Consider the following 16,664-nt stretch of genomic DNA (forward strand, 5'->3'; position numbering starts at 1 on the left):
CGGAGGTCCCCGTGTTCGACCCCGCCACCGTCGCCGGTCTGCCCACCCTCGGTTCGGCGGTCGACGTGCTCGCCGGGCTGGCCGCCGTCAAGGGCGGCCACGGCGCCAAGCTCGACTGGGCCCGCACCCGCGCGGCGGACTTCCGCCGCGAGTTCGCCGCGACCGGGACCCCGGACAGCGTCGTGACGTGCGACCTGGTGACGCTGCCCTACCCGACGAGGTTCGGCCTGTTCCGCGCGGGCCGCGCGATCGCGCCGTTCCTGGCCATCACCAACCGGATGCTCGTCATCCGCTGGCGCGAGACCGACGGGCGGCGCCGCGTGCTGCTGTTCGAGCCCAGCGACGTGGAGCGCGGCGAGAACACCCCGTACTTCGCCGCGCTGAAGGCGCGCATCCCGGGCTTCGTGGAAAAGCTCGTGGTCACCCGGCACGGCACCGTCCAGCGGCACCTGGCCCGCCTCGGCATCAGGCCCGAGGACGTCGACTACCTCATGTTCGACCACCTGCACACCCAGGACCTGCGCCGCTGGACCGGCACCGGCCGCGGCGACGCGTACTTCCCGAACGCCAAGGTGATCGTCCAGCGCGACGAACTGGCGGGCATGGCGAACCTGCACCCTCTGCAGCGCCCCTGGTACCAGGTCGACGCGTTCGACGACGTGCCTGCCGAGGCGTTCCTCGCCGCCGACGGGGGCCTGGTGCTCGGCCCCGGCGTCGCGGTCATCGCCACGCCCGGCCACGTCTTCGGCAACCAGACCCTGGTGCTCAACACCTCCACCGGCATCTGGGCCAGCAGCGAGAACGCCGTCGCCGCGGAGTGCCTGACGCCGGAGCACAGCGCCATCCCCGGGCTGGCCCGCTGGTCCCGCGCCTGGCAGCAGGAGGTGGTGCTCAACGCCAACACCCTGGAGACCACGGCCGACCAGTACAACTCGATCATCCTGGAGAAGTCCGTCGTGGACCGCAGCCAGGCCGATCCCCGCTTCCCGCAGTTCTTCCCCTCCAGCGAGCTCACCGCCACCTGGACCAGCCCGGGCACCGGGCCGACCTTCGCGCACACGACGCTGACCCACGCGAACTGAGGAAACCGGACATGCTCACCGAAGAGATCCGCAACGCCCGCCAGAAGCTGGTGCTCGACCACTTCCGCGACGAGGTCGAGCAGCAGTGGGACGACGTCCTGTCAACGTTCCCGCACCCGCGCTACGAGCTCATCCCGACCATGACCGTCCACGACGGCGACTCGGCGGTGCGCGGCTACTACCACCAGACCCGGGTGGCGTTCCCGGACCAGCACCACGAGATCATCGAACTGCGCCACGCCGACGACGCCGTGATCGTCGAGTTCTGGCTGATCGGCACCCACCTCGGCCCGCTCGGCGCGATCCCGCCCACCGGCAACTCCTTCCGCGTCCGGATGACCGCCTACTTCCTCTTCGACGAGAACGAGACGCTGGTCTGCGAGCGGATCTACTTCGACTCGCTCACCCTGCTCCGCCAGCTCATCGGCGGCCTGGACCTGAAGAAGCCCGCCAACTGGCTGCTGCTGGCCAAGTGCGTCCGTGGCGCCCTGTCCATGACGGGGTCGAAGCCCCACCCCGCGCTGCTCGACACCCAGCCGCCGTCGTTGCCCGGCTGAGCGGTCAGCGGGACAACGGGTACTCCATCGACACGCCGTCGAGGAAGACGCCGTTGGGCAGGGGCACGCGGGTGCGGCCCAGCTCGCGGAAGCCGAAGGCCCGGTAGAGCTGTTCCCCCGGCAGGGTGGCCATCAGGACCAGGGACCGGAAACCCTCGGCCCTGGCCGCCTGCTCGCACCGGTCGAGGATGGCGCGCCCCAGCCCGCGACGGGTCCAGTCGCCGCGCACGAACATCGCGCGCACCCGAGCGGGCTCGGTGGCCGGGTCCAGCAGGCGGTCGTCGGACGGGGCGTCACCGGATCCGGTGTAGAGCTTGTCGCGCCTGCTCCAGCCGCCGCACGCGACGATCTCCCCCGCCGCCTCGTGGACGTAGTAGGTGCCGTCGTCGACGAGCACCGTGTCCGGTTCGGTGAGGTAGCGGGCGGCGGCGGCTGTTTCGCGTTCGTCGTGGAACCGCGGGAACACATCGAGCACGGATTGCCGCATCAGCGCGGCGATTCCGGGCACATCGTCCCTTTCGGCATCGCGCAGCACCGGCCTAGGAACCATAGGACTTCCGAAGACTCTCGTTGATCAGCACGTTCAGCCGGTAACGCATATGGCCGAGCTTGCTCTCACTCGGCGCGGTATCGGTCGTGATGAGCGTCCACCTCAACGCACACCCGTATCCGTCCTTGGCCTGACCCAGATCGAAACGAATGCGGTCCTGGGGCCGATCGGGCCACAGGGAGGACCACACCACCCGGCTCGGGTCGTCCGACTCGAGGACCCGGGGTTCGACCTCGTCGGGGAGCAGATCGAGCCACGGCCGGGCGGACGGGGAGCGAAAGGCCGTCAGCGACTCCCGCACCACGGCGGGAGGTGCGGGCTGGCTGCGCTCCCGGCTGGCGAGTTCGAGCATGTGAGCAGGGTAGGCCGTGAAGATCAGCACGCTCAAGCCGATAACACCGCGGAAGGGGCACCCGCCAACGACCGGCATGTGCCCGAGAAGCGGCAGGACTATTCCGGGCCATCACGGGTATCTCGCACCGAATACACAGATCGAAACGCTGCGTACAAATGAATGAGACCGCCATCCGACCAAATGGCCGCGCGCGACCGGCACTCGGCGGGATAATGCTTTTCTGTGCAACAATGCTTGCCAAGCCATCGGCTCGTGCTGTCAGATATGAGAAGACCGAGGAGAACGCCTCGGTGCTTCGAAGGGAATGTGACCGGATTGCGAGATCCCGCCACAATTCCTGCCGATGCAAGGAGCCGTGTTGGTGACCGAACAAAGCAAGGAGTTCTGGCGGGAATGCGTCGAACTGCGGCCGGCGCTGATCCGGATCGCCGCCCGGGCCGGGGCGGGCGAGGTGGCCGAGGACCTGGTGCACGAAGCCTTCATCAGGGCGATGGAGTTCCCGGCGCTGGACACGCGCCGGCTGACCCCCTTCTTGAAGACCGTGGTGCGACGGCTGTGCGTGGACGAGGCCCGCAGGAGCACCACAGCGCGGCGCGTCGCCGCGCACACCAAGCTCCAGCCGCTGGACGTGATAGACCCGGCCGAGGCGATCAGCGATCAGGCCGAGGCGGCGTGGCTGGTCGCGCACTGCGGCAAGCTCAGCCGGCGCGAGCGGTGTGTCCTGCTCTGGCTCTCCCACGGTCTCCCGCACGACGAGATCTCACGGAGACTGGGCACGACACGACGCGCGACCGAGTGCATCGCCAGCCGCGCGCGCGGCCGCGTCCGCCAATGGATGGCCCACCGAGCATCCGGTACAGCAGGGTGATCGGTTGATGAAGGGCCTGGGTACTGGGAGCAGGGCCCGGTACCCAGGCCCTTCCCCCTTGCCGGGCGAGGCCGGCTCGAGGATTGCGCTCCTGCGCTGCCGGGAAGAACACCGCTATGGCAGAGGACCAGTACACGCCGCAGGACCCCAGGAACCAGTACCCGACGCCGGACCAGCAGGCCGGTCAGGAGCAGGAGCACCCGGGAGGGGGCGGCGGCATGAGGCCGTCCCCGGACCACGGCGAGCGGACCTACCGCGGCTCCGGGCGGCTGACCGGCCGCAAGGCCGTGATCACCGGCGGCGACTCCGGCATCGGCCGCGCGGTCGCCATCGCCTTCGCCAGGGAGGGCGCCGACGTGCTGCTGTCCTACCTCGAAGAAGAACAGCAGGACGCCGAGCGCACGGCGGAGCTGGTGCGCGAGGCGGGCCGCTCGGCGGTGTGCGTGCCCGGCGACATCCGCTCGGAGGAGCACTGCCTGCGCATCGTCGACCGCGCGGTCTCCGAGTTCGGCCGGATCGACGTGCTGGTCAACAACGCGGCCTACCAGATGTCGCGGGACGAAGGCATTCTCGGCATTTCCACCGAGCAGTTCGACCGGGTGCTCAAGACCAACCTCTACGCATTGTTCTGGCTGTGCAAAGCGGCTGTGCCGCACATGAAGCCCGGGGCGAGCATCATCAACACCTCCTCCATCCAGGCGTCCCAGCCCTCACCGGAGTTGCTGGACTACGCCACCACGAAGGGCGGCATCGTCACCTTCACGAAAGCGCTGGCGCAGGACTTGGCGGACAAGGGCATTCGCGTCAACTCCGTGGCACCCGGGCCGGTGTGGACGCCGCTGATCCCGGCGACGATGCCGGAGGAGAAGGTCGACAGCTTCGGCGGGCAGACCCCGATGGGACGCGCCGCGCAGCCCGCGGAGCTGGCCGCGCCCTTCGTGTTCTTCGCCTCGCAGGAGTCGAGCTACGTCACCGGTGAGGTCCTCGCGGTGACCGGTGGGCAGCCGCTCACCTGATCGGGCACACCGCCGGGGCCGGCGGTGATTCCGGTGAGGAGCCCCCGGGTAGTCAGGAGCATGAGCAGCGATCTGCCCTTCGAGGTGCCCGACGGCCCGGTGGACGGACCGCACCTGCAGAAGATCGCGCGCCTGGTCGCCGAGCACCCCCTGCTGTGGGAGGACGAGCTCCGGCGGACCCCGGCGGAACGGACCTGCGCCGACGTCCTGACCACCGAGCACATCGGGATCTGGGCCATCTCCTGGATGGACGAGGACCACGACACCGGCTTCCACGACCACACCACCTCGACCGGGGGCGTGCACGCCACCCGGGGGCGCCATCCGGCACGAACACCTCCGCCTCGGCGAACGCCCGGTCGGCTACGCCGTTTCCGCGGGGCAGGGCTTCTGCTTCGACGAGACCTTCATCCACCGGATGCGCAAGGAACCGGGCGCCGGGCCCACCGTCACCATCCACGCGTATTCGCCTCCGTTGAGCCACACCGGCCAGTACGGCGAACACGACGACCATCGGCTGCACCGGACACCGACCACGGCCGAAGAACACTTGGCGCCGAAAGGCGGACAGGGCACGCCGACCGCAGATCGGTGACCGAGAAGAGTCGCGGTGTCTTCGGCGCGGACCCGGGTAACCGCAGGGAATGAGCGAACACGCGGACCTCCCGCTGCCGGATTACGACCACCTGCCGAAGGGCAGCCTGACGCACCGCATCCGCGCCTTGGACAGCGCCGAGCTGCGGCGGCTGCGCGAGTACGAGGCCGCGCACGCCAACCGGCCCGCAGTGCTGACGGCGTTCGACGCGCGCATGGAAGAGCTGGCGCAGGGAGCCGAGCCCTCTGGCGGTGACCAGCGGCGACAGCCGGAACACGCGCCGCCGCCGCGTCAGGGCTCGCCGGTGGCCGCGGCGACCGGAGTGGACCCGACTCCCCCGCCGCACCAGGGCGTCTACGGCCAGGCCGGTCAGCGCCAGCGTCCGTGAGCGAGCTGCGGCGGCTCGCCAAGGAGGTTTTCGGTTGGTCGCGGCTGCGCGAGGAACAGCTGCGGGCGATGGAACTGGTGATGGCCGGGCACGACGTGCTCGCGGTGTTGCCGACCGGTGCGGGCAAGTCCGCGATCTACCAGGTGCCTGCGTTGCTCCACAGTGGACTGACTGTGGTGGTCTCCCCGCTCGTCGCGTTGCAGCGCGACCAGATCGAGGCGATCGAGGCCAGCGATGCGCCGAAAGCGGTGGCGCTCAACTCCGCACAGCGCGCGGCCGAGCACAGGGGCTCGTGGGAAGCTCTGCGCGCGGGGACCGCGAAGTACCTCTTCCTCGCACCGGAGCAGCTGGCCAAACCGGATGTGGTGCGGCGCTTGGCGGAGCTCGACGTCTCGCTGTTCGTCATCGACGAGGCGCACTGCGTCTCCGCGTGGGGTCACGATTTCCGCCCCGACTACCGGCGGCTCGCGCCCGTGGTCGACCTGCTCGGACGGCCCCGTGTCATCGCGTTGACCGCCACGGCCGCGCCTCCGGTGCGCCGCGACATCGTCGAGCGCATCGGCCTGCGCCACCACCGGGCGGTGATCGGCGGCTTCGACCGGCCGAACCTGCACCTGGCGGTGCGGCGCCACGACGACGACCACCGCAAGCGGGCGGACGTCCTCGCCGAGGTCAAGCGCCTGGCTCCGGCCTGCGGCCTGCTCTACGTCGCCACTCGCAAGGAATCCGAGGAGTACGCGCGTCAGCTCGCCGAGGCCGGTGTTCGCATCGCGAGCTACCACGCGGGGATGAGCGCCGCGGACCGGGACCGGGTCCAGCGCGAGTTCATGGACGGCGAACTGGACGTCGTCGCGGCCACATCCGCTTTCGGCATGGGGATCGACAAGCCGGACGTGCGGTTCGTCGTGCACGCCTCGATCACCGACTCCGTGGACTCCTACTACCAGCAGATCGGCCGGGCCGGGCGGGACGGTGAGCCCGCCACGATCGTCCTGTTCTACCGGCCGGGCGATGCGGGCGTGCAGAAGTTCCTCACCACCCACCCGCCGCGGGCGGACGCGGTCGAGGAGGTCACGGACGCGCTCGGCGAGCACCCGGAGCCGATCGGGTTGGCGCAGTTGAAAGGCGAGGTCGATCTGCCTCCGGCGACGAGCACCCGGGTGGTGAACCTGTTGGAGGAATCGGGGGCCGTTCACACCACCGAGTCCGGGCACATCACCACCGAGGACTCCGGTCTGACCGCGGAACAGGCCGCGACACGAGCGACCGAGTTCGCCGGAGCCCGGCAACGGGCCGCGCGGTCGCGACTGCTGATGATGAGCGGCTATGCCGAGACCACCGGGTGCCGCAGGCAGTACCTCCTCGGCTACTTCGGTGAACAGCTCGACGAGCCCTGCGGCAACTGCGACACCTGTGACGCCGGGACCGCACGGCACCGTTCTCCCGATGACTGCGAGTTCCCCAGGCACAGCCACGTCCGCCACCGCGACTGGGGTCACGGCGTGGTCATGTCCGTTGAGGAGGACCGGCTGACCGTGCTCTTCGACGAGGAGGGCTACCGAACCCTGTCGCTGGCCGCCGTTCGGGAACAGGACCTGCTGCAAAGCGAAGGATCTACCGGTTCCTGACAGATCCCCTTCGGCGGACGGCGAACCGGGCTGAAGCCGCTTGTTCCGGGCCGGAGCTTCTGCTTGATTGGCGGTCGCCGGAGAGATCGAACAGGAGCGACGGTGACCGAGGTCAGCTCTGCGCGGCTCGTTGAGGCCCTGCGCGCGTCCCTGTTGGAGAACGAGCGGTTGCGCGAGGCCGCCGACCGCGCCGCGGAGCCCATCGCCGTCGTGGGGATGGCCTGCCGGTTGCCCGGCGGGGTCGCGGGGCCCGAGGACCTGTGGGAGCTGCTGGAGCGGGAGGCCGACGCGGTCTCCCCGCTGCCGTCCGACCGCGGCTGGGACCTGGACGGCCTCTACCACCCGGATCCGGACCGGACGGGGACGTCGATGACCCGGTTCGGCGGCTTCCTCACCGGGCTGGCCGGGTTCGACGCCGGGTTCTTCGGGATCGGCGAGCGCGAGGCGCTGGCGATGGACCCGCAGCAGCGCCTGCTGCTGGAGTCCGCGTGGGAGGCGGTCGAACGGGCCGGGATCGACCCGGAGTCCCTGCGCGGCAGCGACACCGGGGTGTACGTCGGGATCGCCGACTGGGACTACGGGCCACGGCTGGACCGGGTGCCCGAGCACATCGAGGGCTTCGCGCTGACCGGGTCGGTCACCAGCGTGGCGTCGGGCAGGATCGCCTACCGGCTGGGCTTGGAGGGGCCCGCGGTCAGCCTCGACACCGCGTGCTCGTCGTCGCTGGTCGCGGTGCACCAGGCGTGCCACGCGCTGCGGCTGGGCGAGTGCTCGCTGGCCTTGGCGGGCGGGGTGACGGCGATGCCCCACCCCGGCATGTTCATCGAGTTCAGCAGGCAACGCGGGCTGGCGCCCGACGGGCGGTGCAAGCCGTTCGCGGCCGCGGCGGACGGCACCGCGTGGGCGGAGGGCGTCGGACTGCTGGTGCTGGAGCGCCTGTCGGAGGCCGAACGCAACGGCAGGGACGTCCTCGCGGTGATCCGGGGTTCGGCGATCGGCCAGGACGGCGCCTCGAACGGGCTGACCGCGCCGAGCGGGCCCGCGCAGGAGCGGGTGATCCGGCGGGCACTGGCCGCCGCGGGACTTCAACCGTCCGATGTGGACGTTGTGGAGGCGCACGGCACCGGAACGCGGCTGGGCGACCCGATCGAGGCGCAGGCGCTGATCGACACCTACGGGCAGGGCCGGGACCGGCCGCTGTGGCTCGGTTCGCTGAAGTCGAACCTGGGGCACGCCCAGGCCGCGGCCGGGGTGGCCGGTCTGATCAAGATGGTGCTCGCCCTCCGCCACGGCAGCCTGCCGCGGACGCTGCACGTGGACAAGCCGACCCCGCACGTGGACTGGTCGGCGGGCGAAGTCCGGTTGCTGACGCGCACTCAGCCCTGGCCGAGGAGCGGGCGGCCTCGGCGCGCGGGTGTGTCGTCTTTCGGGATCAGCGGCACCAACGCCCACGTGATCCTTGAGGAGGCTCCGGCGTGCAATGCCGTTCCTGCACGCACGGGCCGACCGGGTGCGGGTGTCCCGCAAAACACTGAGGAGGCGCCAGTACGGGTGGCGCCGGAGCGGAGCACAACGCCGGACACCGCGCTGTGGGTGGTCAGCGGGCGGACCGGTGAAGCGGTGCGGGCACAGGCGGATCGCCTGGCTAAATGGGTGCGCGAGCGGCCGGAGCACTCGGTCGGCGACATCGGTTTCTCTTTGGCCACAACACGGACCGCGTTCCAGCACCGGGCCGCCGTCGTCGGATCGGGACGTCAGGAGCTGCTGGACGGGCTGGCGGCACTGGCGGAAGGGCGGGCAGCGCCCCAGGTGGTGCGCGGTGTCGCGGACGTCTCGGGCCGGACGGTGTTCGTCTTCCCCGGGCAGGGGTCGCAGTGGGTCGGGATGGCCCTGGAGTTGGCGGAGTCCACGCCGGTGTTCGCGGAGCGGCTGTCGGAATGCCTTGCGGCGCTTGAGCCGTTCGTCGGCTGGTCGCCGTGGGCGGCCCTGCGGGGCTCGGAGCTGGACCGGGTGGACGTGGTGCAGCCGTTGACGTGGGCGGTGATGGTCGCGCTTGCCGCGCTTTGGCGTGCCTGCGGTATCGAGCCGGACGCGGTCGTCGGGCATTCCCAGGGCGAGATCGCGGCCGCCTGCGTGGCGGGGGCGTTGGCCCTGAACGACGCCGCGCGCGTGGTGGCGCTGCGGTCGAAGGCGATCACCGCGATCGCCGGCGGTGGAGCGATGGTCTCGGTGGCGCTGCCACGCGAGCGCGTCGAGCCGCTGCTCGCCGGGCGCGGGGTATCGGTGGCCGCGGTGAACGGGCCGGGCTCGGTGGTGCTGGCCGGAGCTGTCGAAGACGTGGAGCCGGTTGTCGCGGACTTGAGCGCGCAGGACGTGCGAACACGGCGGGTCCCGGTCGACTACGCCTCGCATTCCGTTGCGGTGGAAGCTGTTCGTGACCAACTGTTGGACGCGCTGGCGCCGGTTCGCCCCCGGGCGTCGGAGATCCCTTTCTACTCCACGGTGACCGCGGGCCTGATCGCGGGTACGGAGCTGGACGCGGCGTACTGGTACCGGAACCTGCGCAGTACCGTCCACTTCGGACGAACCACCGAGGTGCTGCTCGCGGACGGTTTCCGGATGTTCGTGGAGTCCAGCCCGCATCCCGGCTTGGCCGTCTCGATCCAGGAGACGATCGATTCGGTCGGCGCAGCGGGCACGGCGGTGATCGGTTCGCTGCGCCGCGAGGACGGCGGGCTGGACCGCATCCTGTGCTCGGTGGCCGAAGCCCACGTCCGGGGTGCGCGGCCGGACTGGGCCGTCGTGTTCGGCGAGCACTCGCCACGACGCGTCGAGCTGCCGACGTATGCCTTCCAGCACAAGAGGTTCTGGTTGTCGTCGCAGCGGCAGCCGGTCGAGGTGGCGAGCTCCCCGGCCGAACCCGCCGGCTCCACGGACCTGCTGCGACTGGTCCGGGAGCACGCCGCCGCAGCGCTCGGCGCCGACCACGTGCGCGCGGAAGACTCCTTCGCCGCGCTCGGCTTCGACTCGTTGACCGCGTTGGACCTGCGCAGGCGGCTTCAGGAAGCCACGGGCGCCCGTCTGCCCGCGACGCTGGTGCTGGAGTTTCCGACCCCGCGCCACGTGGCCGAACACCTCGCGGAAGCCACCACGTCCGACAGCCCGGTCTCCGGGATCGCCGGCCTCGTCGAACGCGCGTGCTCCGCCGGGCGCGCCGACGCCGCCATCGACTTGATGGTCACGGCCGGGCGCTGCCTGCCCGGGGCCGAGCCGTCACGCGCGACCGTCGTGCCGCTCAGCTCGGGAACTGCGCGACCGGCGGTGCTGTGCGTGCCCACCGTCCTGGCACTCAGCAGCGCCTACCAGTACCTGAAGTTCGCGGACGCGCTGCCGGTGAGCCGCTCCGTGGAAGTGTTGTCACTGCCGGGTTTCGGGCCGGGCGAGCAACCTCCGTCGAGCTTGGACCAGGTGCTGGACGTGCTCGCCGACGCGGTGTCCGCGCGAATGGACGACGGTCCTGTCGTGCTGCTGGGGCACTCCTCCGGTGGGTGGCTGGCCCACGAGCTGGGCACCCGGCTGGAACGCCCACCCGCCGGGATCGTGCTGCTGGACACCCACCCCGCGCTCGCCGCGACCACGCCGGGGTACCGGGCGGCCGTCCTGCGGGCGATGCTGGCGCGTGCCGGGGAGTTCGACGACCTCGACTGGCGGTTGACCGTCACGGGCCGCTACCTCGATCTCTTCGCGGACTGGGCTCCCTCGGCGACCCCGATCCCGACCCTCGTGGTCGGAGCGGGCGAGGCGATGGCCGACGAGCCGCCGGTGGCCTGGCCGCTGCCACACGACGGGGTCACGGTCACCGCCGATCACTTCACGATGCTGGAGGACGGCGCCCGTGCGACCGCCGAGGCCGTCAACGACTGGCTGGAAGGACGGGTTCGGTGACAGCACAAGGATTTTCCGAGATCTTCGCCGATCCGGTCTTCGACATCGGCAGCACGGTGCCGACCTACGAGCGGGTGAAGTACGTGCACGACCGGCTCGGCCTCGACGGTCCGCTGTTGCGGGAGCCGGACCGGCTGCGCGGGCTGCTGGAGCTGGCGGCGATGGTCGACCCGCGGCTGTTCCACGTGCTGTTCCTGCACCACTGCATGACGGTCGGCGCCGCACTGGACCACGGCGCCGGCCCGGCCGACCTGGAGGAGCTGACCAGCGGGTCCGCCGTCGGGGCGGTGCTGATGACCGAGTTGGGGCACGGCAACAGCATCGCCAACATCCGCACGCGAGCGGTGTACGAGCCGGACAGCCAGGGGTTCGTGCTGCACAGCCACGGGGCGGAGGCGGTGAAGTTCCCGCCGAACGTGGCCGCCGGGGGACTGACCCGGCTCGGCGTGGTGGGCGCTCGCCTTGTCGTCGGGGGCGTCGATCGGGGCGTGGCGTTGTTCCTGGTGCGGCTCCGCGACGCCGCGGGTCCGCGCCCCGGTGTGACGATCAGGGCGCAGGAGCCCACGTCCTTGCTGTCGCTGGACTACGCCTCGGTCCGGTTCGACCACGTCCGCCTGCCGCGGTCGGCGTGGCTGGCCGACGGGGCGACGATCTCCGCGACCGGTGGATGGCACGACCCGCTGGACCCGGTCGCGCGCACGGGACGCAGCACGAGCTTCGGGCGCTTCGCGTGGGGCGCGGTGTCGGTGGGCCTCGCCGCGGTCGCGCGGGCGGGCGTGGCGATCGCGCTCGGGCACGCCCAGCGGCGGGTGGCCTCCGGCAGGGTGATCGCGGAGCAGCCGGTGATCCGCTACCCCAACCAGCAACGCCTGCTGTTCACCGCGCTCGCCGAGGCCGTCGGGGCGACCGTGCTGGCACGCCGGACGCTCGAACCGTGCTGGCGGCTGCCGGAGGCGGGGCGGCCGAGCCGCTCGGAGCTGCGGACGGCGTCGCTGACGAAGGTGATGTGCGACCGGCTCGCCGAGCGGGCGCTGTCGCGGTGCCGCGCAGCCACGGGCGCGCTCGGTTTCCTCTCGGTCAACCGGCTCATCGACTACCAGGGGCTGGCGCTGGCGTTCACCTCGGCGGGCTCGGACAACCAGCTGGTGTCCTTCGAGGCGGCGAGGACGCTGCTCGACGACGTCGCACCGGGAGCGCCGGAGAAGGGTCCACTGTGGACTCGTGAGGCGTGGTTGCACGAGCAGCTGCGGTCCAGAGCCTCCGGGGACGGCTTCACCGACGAACTCGACCTCGCCGAGCGGCTGGCCGAGGCCCACGGGACGCGGTTGCTGTTCGAGGCCCTTGCGGAGAACCCGGTCGACGAGGACCTGCACCGGCTGCTGGAGCTGCTGGAGCTGTCCGCGCACGACGGCTGGTACCTCGCCGCCGGGTCTCTCACCGCCGAGCAGGTGCGGGAGCTGCCCGACGAGATCGGGCGCGTGTGCGCCCGGCTGCTGCCCCGCGTCCCTGAACTCGTTGCGGCACTGGATGTCCCGCTGGAGTTGACGCGGTCACCGCTGGGCGGCCCCGACTACGTGGCCGCGTTCGCGCCCGGCTGAGCCGGGGCCTCGGCCAGCACGACGTGGGCGTTGGTGCCGCTGAGCCCGAACGCGCTCACGCCCGCGTAGCGCGGGACGCTCCCACGCGGCCACGGGGTGGCCTCGGTGGGCACGCGCACCGGGGCGCGCTCCCAGGGGATCAGCGGGTTGGGTTCCCGGAAGTGCAGGTTCGCCGGGATCTCCCCGTGCCGCAACGCGAGCGCGGCCTTGATCAGCCCGGCGACCCCGGCCGCGGCGTCGGTGTGGCCGATGTTGGTCTTCACCGAGCCGACGTGCAGCGGGGTGTCGCGGCCGGGGCCGAGCGCGCCCAGCAGCGCCGCCATCTCGATCGGATCCCCCAGCGGGGTACCGGTCCCGTGCGCCTCCACGTAGCCGACCGCGGCCGGATCCACCTGCGCCCAGGCCAGAACGCGTTCGATCAGCCGCTGTTGGGCCTGCGCGCTAGGCACGGTCAGCCCGGCGCTGAACCCGTCGTGCCCGACGCCGGAGCCGCGGATCACCGCGACGACGTCGTCCCGGTCGGCGAGCGCGTCGGCCAGTCGTTTCAGCACGACGACGCCGCAGCCCTCGCCGCGGACGAAACCGTCGGCCCGCGCGTCGAAGGTCTTGCACCGGCCGTCCCCGGCGATCGCGCCGACCTTGTTCAGGAACAGGTAGATCTCCGGGGAGAGGATCAGGCTCACTCCCCCGGCGACGGCGAGGTCGGCCTCACCGGCGCGCAGGCTGTGGCACGCCTGGCTGATCGCCACGAGGGAAGACGAGCAGGCGGTGCCGACCGCGACCGCGGGGCCCTCCAGGCCGAGCTGGTAGGCCACCCGGCCCGGGCCGAAGCTGGGGTCGACGCCGTTCATCAGGTACCAGGGGCCGACCCCGGCGCGGTCCCCCGCTTCGGCCAGCGCGTAGTCCTGGCCGAGGAACCCGAAGTACGCGGCGGTGAGGCTGCCGCGCAGGTCCTGGGGTCGAATGCCCGCGTCCTCCAGCGCGGACCACGTCACCTCCAGCAGGACGCGGTGCTGCGGGTCCATCTGCGCCGCCTCGGGAGGGCGGATCCCGAAGAACTCCGCGTCGAAGGCACCGACGTCGTCGAGGAAGCTGCCCCACCGCGGCGATACGGTGTCCTCGTCGTCGTGTTCGGCGGGATCCCACCGCTCGGGCGGGATCGCGGTGACGGTGTCGGCCTTGTCCCGCAACAACTCCCACAGCTCATCGGGCCCTTCCGCGCCGGGGAAGCGGCAGCCGATGCCGATGATCGCGATCTCGCCGGTCATCGCGGCGCGGCCCCGGCGATCTCGTCGACGAGCCGGGCGATGCTGGCCAGGTCCTTGAAGTCGGCGCCGACGATGCGCTCGGGCGGGATGCGGACGTCCAGCTCCTCCTTGACGAACGCGACGAGCTTGACCATGGTCAGCGAGTTCAGCACCCCCCACTCCAGCAACGGGGTGTCCGCGCGCAGCCCGGAGTCGGGGGCGCGCAGCACCTCCCGCTCCAGGAAGTCCTTCAGCAGCGCGATGATCCGCTCTTGGTCCATCTCTCACTCCGTCGCGAGCAGGTGTTCGGCCCGCGCGGTCAGCGCGCGCCGGTCGATCTTGCCGTTGCCGTTGAGGGGCAGGCGTTCCACGCCGACCACCAGGTCCACGATCATGTGACGGGGCAGGGTGGCCGCGCAGTGCGCCTTGAGTTCCAGCAGGGACGGCGCACCGCCGCCGCGGCCGACGACGAAGGCGAGCAGCTGTGCGGTGATCCCCGTGCCGACGACGACCGCTGCGGCGGCCTCCACGCGGTCGTGCTCGCACAGCACCGCCTCGACCTCGCCCAGCTCGATGCGGAACCCGCGCAGCTTGGTCTGGTTGTCGCGCCGACCGACGAACTCGTAGTCGCCGTCGTCGTTGAGCACGACCACATCCCCTGTGGCGTATGGCCCTTCCTGGTCGGGATGGCCCCAGTAGCCGCGCATCACCGTCGGCCCGGAGACGACCAGCTCACCGGTGTCCTCGCGCACCCGGACGGTCGCTCCCGAGCAGGCTCGGCCGATCGGCACCGGCCGGGTCCGGTCCGCGGGGATCTCGGTGACCTCGTGGAAGGTGCAGACGTTGGTCTCGGTCGGCCCGTAGAGGTTGAGCAGCCGGGCTCGCGGCAGTGCCGCGCGCAGCGTTCGCAGGTGCGGGAGCGGGAAGACCTCTCCGGCGAACAGCACCGCCCGCAGCTCTCGCGGCGGCGTCGCGGCGAGAGCACCGCTGGCGATCATCAGGACCAGGGCGGAGGGCACGGAGTACCAGACCGTCAGCCGCTCCCGGATCAGGAACTCCACCAGCAGCTCCGGCGCGTACGCCGCTCCCCTCGGCACGAGGTGAACCGAGGCCCCCGCCCGGAACGCGACGTAGAGGTCCAGCACCGACAGGTCGAAGTGGAACGGCGCGTGGTTGCCGAAGCGGTCGTCCGGCCTCGCCCGCAGCTCCTCCGCGGCCCAGTCGACGAAGGCCAACGCGTTGCGGTGGCTGATCCGCACGCCTTTCGGTTCCCCGGTGGAGCCGGAGGTGTAGAGCAGGTAGGCCAGATCGTGCTCGCCGACATCGGGATCGGGCAGCGGTTCCGCGGACTCGTGCGCCGAGGCCGCGTCGATGTCGAAGGGCGCGTCGGGCCGGTCGCTGACCACCAGGCGGGCGTCGCAGTCCCGCAGGATGCGTTCGGCGCGCGCGGCGGGACCCGCCGGGTCGATCGGCACGTAGCAGGCACCGAGCCGTAGGACCGCCTGCATCGCGGCGACCACGCGCGGCGACTTCTCCGCCCAGATCCCGACGCGGTCGCCTCGGCCGACCCCTGCGGCGCGCAACGCGCGGGCGAAGCGGTTGGCGAGCAGGTCGAGTTCGCGGTAGGTCAGCGCGGCGTCACCCGCCCGGACCGCGACGGCGTCCGGCGTGCGCCGCGCCGCGCCGATGACGAGGTGGTGCAGCACTACAGACCCATCTCCTTCGCGATCAGCTCGCGCTGGATCTCGGAGGTGCCGGAGAAGATCGTCGAGCCGATGGCGTCGCGCAACAGGGCATCCACCGAGCCGGCCCCGGCGTAACCCGCCGCGCCGAAGATCTGCACCGCGGCGAGCCCGACCTCCACGGCCGCCTCACTGACCGCGAGCTTCGCCATCGCCACGTCCAGATCGCCGACCTCCCCGCGGTCCATGGCCGCGCACGCCCGGTAGAGCAGCGCGCGGGCGGATTCGACCCGGACCTTGAGATCGGCGAGCCGGTGGGACACGGCCTGGTTCGCGCCGATGGGGCGGCCGAACTGGCGCCGCGAGCGCGCGTGCTCGACCGTCCGGTCCAGCAGCCCGTCCATGGCGCCGAGGTATGCGGCGAACAGGCACGTGCGTTCCCAGCGCATCGATGCGCGGAAGACCGCGGCGCCGGAGCCTTCTCGGCCGATGAGGTTGGCGGCGGGCACCGGGCAGTCCTCGAAGCGCACGACGGCGGCCGGGCAGCCGGTCAGCCCGAGCTTCGGCAGTGGCTCGCCGACGGTGACACCCGGGCTGTCCCGCTCGACCAGCAGCGCGCTGATGCCGAGGTAGCCCAGGGCGGGGTCGGTCACGGCGTAGACGACGAACACGTCGGCCACCGTGGCGTTGCTGACAAAGGACTTCTCGCCCGTGAGCAGGTAGTGGTCATCGGTCCGGACCGCGGTGGTGCTGAGCTTGCCGGTGTCGGAACCCGCTTCGCGCTCGGTGATCGCGTTGCCCGCGATCCACTCACCCGAGCACAGCCTGGGCAGCACCCCGGCCCGCAGCTCGTCCGAGCCGAACTCCGCGACGGGCATCGCGCAGGCCAGCAGGTGCGCCATCATGCCGAACACCAGACCGAGGTCCTGGGCGTCGCGGCCGGCCGCCTCCACCGCCTCGGCGGTGTCGACGGCGCCGAGGCCGCCGCCGCCGAACCTGCCGGGCACGCAGAGCCCGGCGAGGCCGCTGTCGGCGGCGGCGCGCCAGGCGGCGCGGAAGTCTTCGGGTTTCACTGCGCTGGTTCCCGTCGTGGTGAGTGCCGTCGCGAAATCGCCATCAGGAAACCACATTGTTGTCACGGACCGGCCGAGAA

Annotated in this window: 14 protein-coding genes and 1 pseudogene; 9 read left to right on the forward strand and 6 right to left on the reverse strand. The window is 71.5% G+C overall.

Features of this window, described 5'->3' with window-relative positions; translation table 11 throughout:
- The first annotated feature begins 11 nt into the window (after positions 1-11).
- Both BLT28_RS11170 and BLT28_RS11175 read left to right on the forward strand, forming a co-directional pair.
- Positions 12-1,082 (forward strand): MBL fold metallo-hydrolase, encoded by a 1,071-nt coding sequence (locus BLT28_RS11170; RefSeq protein ID WP_030432152.1) that lies wholly within the window; start codon positions 12-14, stop codon positions 1,080-1,082.
- An 11-nt stretch (positions 1,083-1,093) separates the two neighbouring features.
- Complete coding sequence (locus tag BLT28_RS11175) at positions 1,094-1,639, forward strand: ester cyclase (RefSeq protein WP_030432151.1); 546 nt, start codon at positions 1,094-1,096, stop codon at positions 1,637-1,639.
- A 4-nt stretch (positions 1,640-1,643) separates the two neighbouring features.
- Here the strand turns inward: BLT28_RS11175 and BLT28_RS11180 are convergent, their stop codons facing one another.
- Positions 1,644-2,174 (reverse strand): GNAT family N-acetyltransferase, encoded by a 531-nt coding sequence (locus BLT28_RS11180; RefSeq protein ID WP_231950747.1) that lies wholly within the window; start codon positions 2,172-2,174, stop codon positions 1,644-1,646.
- A gap of 4 nt (positions 2,175-2,178) precedes the next feature.
- Positions 2,179-2,571, reverse strand: coding sequence for a hypothetical protein (locus BLT28_RS11185; protein WP_231950848.1), 393 nt, complete (start codon positions 2,569-2,571; stop codon positions 2,179-2,181).
- A gap of 334 nt (positions 2,572-2,905) precedes the next feature.
- On the opposite strand from BLT28_RS11185, the gene BLT28_RS11190 reads away from it, so the two are divergent.
- The 7 genes and pseudogenes from BLT28_RS11190 (at position 2,906) to BLT28_RS11215 (ending at position 12,582) form a co-directional block, all read left to right on the forward strand.
- Complete coding sequence (locus tag BLT28_RS11190; protein WP_162184904.1) at positions 2,906-3,412, forward strand: RNA polymerase sigma factor; 507 nt, start codon at positions 2,906-2,908, stop codon at positions 3,410-3,412.
- Positions 3,413-3,528: 116 nt separating this feature from the next.
- Positions 3,529-4,428: an SDR family oxidoreductase gene (locus BLT28_RS11195; RefSeq protein WP_030432147.1), complete on the forward strand. Its 900-nt coding sequence runs from the start codon at positions 3,529-3,531 to the stop codon at positions 4,426-4,428.
- Positions 4,429-4,750: 322 nt separating this feature from the next.
- A complete protein-coding gene (locus BLT28_RS42510) occupies positions 4,751-5,023 on the forward strand; it encodes a cupin domain-containing protein (RefSeq protein WP_156051442.1) in 273 nt (90 codons plus the stop codon).
- 49 nt (positions 5,024-5,072) lie between these two features.
- On the forward strand, positions 5,073-5,411 hold the full coding sequence (locus BLT28_RS11200; protein ID WP_030432145.1) for a hypothetical protein: 339 nt from the start codon (positions 5,073-5,075) through the stop codon (positions 5,409-5,411).
- The gene (locus tag BLT28_RS11205) at positions 5,408-7,039 is read left to right on the forward strand and encodes a RecQ family ATP-dependent DNA helicase (protein WP_030432144.1); all 1,632 of its coding nucleotides are present in this window, start codon (positions 5,408-5,410) and stop codon (positions 7,037-7,039) included. Before BLT28_RS11200 ends, BLT28_RS11205 begins: the two co-directional genes overlap by 4 nt.
- Before the next feature lie 105 nt (positions 7,040-7,144).
- Positions 7,145-10,984, forward strand: a pseudogene (locus BLT28_RS11210) (type I polyketide synthase); the annotation flags it as partial.
- Positions 10,981-12,582, forward strand: a complete 1,602-nt coding sequence (locus BLT28_RS11215; protein ID WP_052407854.1) for an acyl-CoA dehydrogenase family protein — start codon at positions 10,981-10,983, stop codon at positions 12,580-12,582. The pseudogene BLT28_RS11210 and the gene BLT28_RS11215, both read left to right, overlap by 4 nt.
- On the opposite strand, the gene BLT28_RS11220 is transcribed toward BLT28_RS11215, so the two are convergent.
- From BLT28_RS11220 to BLT28_RS11235, 4 genes are read right to left on the reverse strand one after another with little or no spacing between them, the layout of a single operon-like run.
- Complete coding sequence (locus BLT28_RS11220) at positions 12,555-13,850, reverse strand: type I polyketide synthase (RefSeq protein ID WP_030432141.1); 1,296 nt, start codon at positions 13,848-13,850, stop codon at positions 12,555-12,557. The two genes, BLT28_RS11215 and BLT28_RS11220, sit on opposite strands and share 28 nt — an antisense overlap.
- Positions 13,847-14,110, reverse strand: coding sequence for an acyl carrier protein (locus BLT28_RS11225; RefSeq protein WP_030432140.1), 264 nt, complete (start codon positions 14,108-14,110; stop codon positions 13,847-13,849). Before BLT28_RS11225 ends, BLT28_RS11220 begins: the two co-directional genes overlap by 4 nt.
- A 3-nt stretch (positions 14,111-14,113) precedes the next feature.
- On the reverse strand, positions 14,114-15,535 hold the full coding sequence (locus BLT28_RS11230) for an amino acid adenylation domain-containing protein (RefSeq protein ID WP_030432139.1): 1,422 nt from the start codon (positions 15,533-15,535) through the stop codon (positions 14,114-14,116).
- Positions 15,535-16,584 (reverse strand): acyl-CoA dehydrogenase family protein, encoded by a 1,050-nt coding sequence (locus tag BLT28_RS11235; protein WP_162184903.1) that lies wholly within the window; start codon positions 16,582-16,584, stop codon positions 15,535-15,537. The genes BLT28_RS11230 and BLT28_RS11235 overlap by 1 nt, the downstream gene beginning before the upstream one ends.
- Positions 16,585-16,664 lie beyond the last annotated feature (80 nt).

Source organism: Allokutzneria albata, assembly GCF_900103775.1.
GTDB classification, from domain to species: domain Bacteria; phylum Actinomycetota; class Actinomycetes; order Mycobacteriales; family Pseudonocardiaceae; genus Allokutzneria; species Allokutzneria albata.